Origin of the sequence: Pseudomonas sp. P20 (genome assembly GCF_016463925.1) — a bacterium.
Classification (GTDB): Bacteria; Pseudomonadota; Gammaproteobacteria; order Pseudomonadales; family Pseudomonadaceae; genus Pseudomonas; species Pseudomonas aeruginosa.
Genome location: NZ_JAEMVM010000133.1, coordinates 1 through 1,280, shown reverse-complemented (window position 1 = coordinate 1,280; position 1,280 = coordinate 1). Strand labels below are relative to the sequence as shown.

Below are 1,280 nucleotides of genomic sequence, written 5' to 3'. Positions count from 1 at the left end.
TGCAGGTTCGGCCGCACCGTCAGCCAGTCGGTCACATGCACCCCGTAGTACAGCTCGGCGTTGTACTCGGTGTCCTGCAGCGGCTGGTACAGCGGGTTGTCGTAGTCGTCGATGCCGTTCACCTGGTTCACCAGGCGCTGGCGCTTCTTCACATCGTCGTTGACATGGATGCGCGCGATGCCCAGGCCGATGTCGTCCTTCGGCCGCGCGTCGAACGGCCCCTTGTAGACCACCCCGAGCTGCTGGTAGTTGTCCACCACGTTGGTCGCCTTGTCGTGGACCGTCAGGTTGGCGAACAGGCTCAACCCGCGCGAGGCATCGCCGTTGTGCGAAGTGACCTGCTGCTGCGCCACCACCCACCAGCCATGCTTGCTGCCGCGCGACTTGAAGTCGTTGCCGGTCAGCCCCTGCGGCTGGCCGTCGACGTCGTCGTAGACGTCATCGGCCTTCGCCGTGCTGTAGTAGTAGCCCAGCCGGTACTCGCCCGGCAGTTGCTCGGCGCCGACCTTCGGCTGCCAGATCAGCTCCACCGGCAGCAACGCGCCCTTGGTCCCGCTGCCGCTCATCTTGAAGCCGTTGCCGGTCTCCAGGTTCGACGGGTTCTGCTCGTAGGCGCCGACCTGCACGTACCAGTCCGGCGCGAAGTTGTACTTCACCCGCAACGCCCACTGGCTGACCGGCCAGTTGTACCAGATGCTCCCCGCCCAGTTGCCCACCTGCGAGCCGCAGAAGGCCAGGTTCTGGAAATCGCAGGGGAAGCTGTTGAAGTCCTCGCCCTCGCCGAAACGGCCGAATTTCACGTCCAGCGCGCCGTCGAAGTACTGCTGCTTGAGCCACAGCTGGGTCAGCCGCCAGGTCTGCCCGCGGCCCCAGACCTCCTGCACCGAGCTGATGTGCCCGGCACGCGGGTCGCCGATGCGGTCGTTGGAAAGGTTCTTGCCGTTGCGCTCGGTGACGGTGAACTGGAACTCGGTGGCCTTCCAGCCGAGGATCTTCTCCAGGTCCATGTGCACGCCCAGGGCGAACTGGTCGGTGTAGCGCCCGGTCTTGTCGTCGTCATAGCCGCCGTCGAGGTTGGCCGCCGCCTCGCCGACGTACTCCAGCTTGAAGTCGTAGCCCTTCTCCAGCAGCTCGGTGCGCTTGCCGCCCCAGTCGCCGAGCATCCATTTCGAGTTCGGCGAGAACGCCTCGGCGGCGTGCGCCGCGTTGCACAGCAGGGAGGCGGACAATAGGCCGCCGGCCACGGGGCGCAGGGCCGGGCGGAGAAGATGGGATTTCAC

Annotated in this window: 1 protein-coding gene; it reads right to left on the bottom strand. The window is 66.0% G+C overall.

All coding sequences use genetic code 11. The features are described 5' to 3' along the window. The coding region (gene oprB / locus JHD77_RS32175) for a carbohydrate porin OprB (RefSeq protein WP_079977348.1) at positions 1-1,280 on the bottom strand (1,280 nt) is incomplete at its 3' end.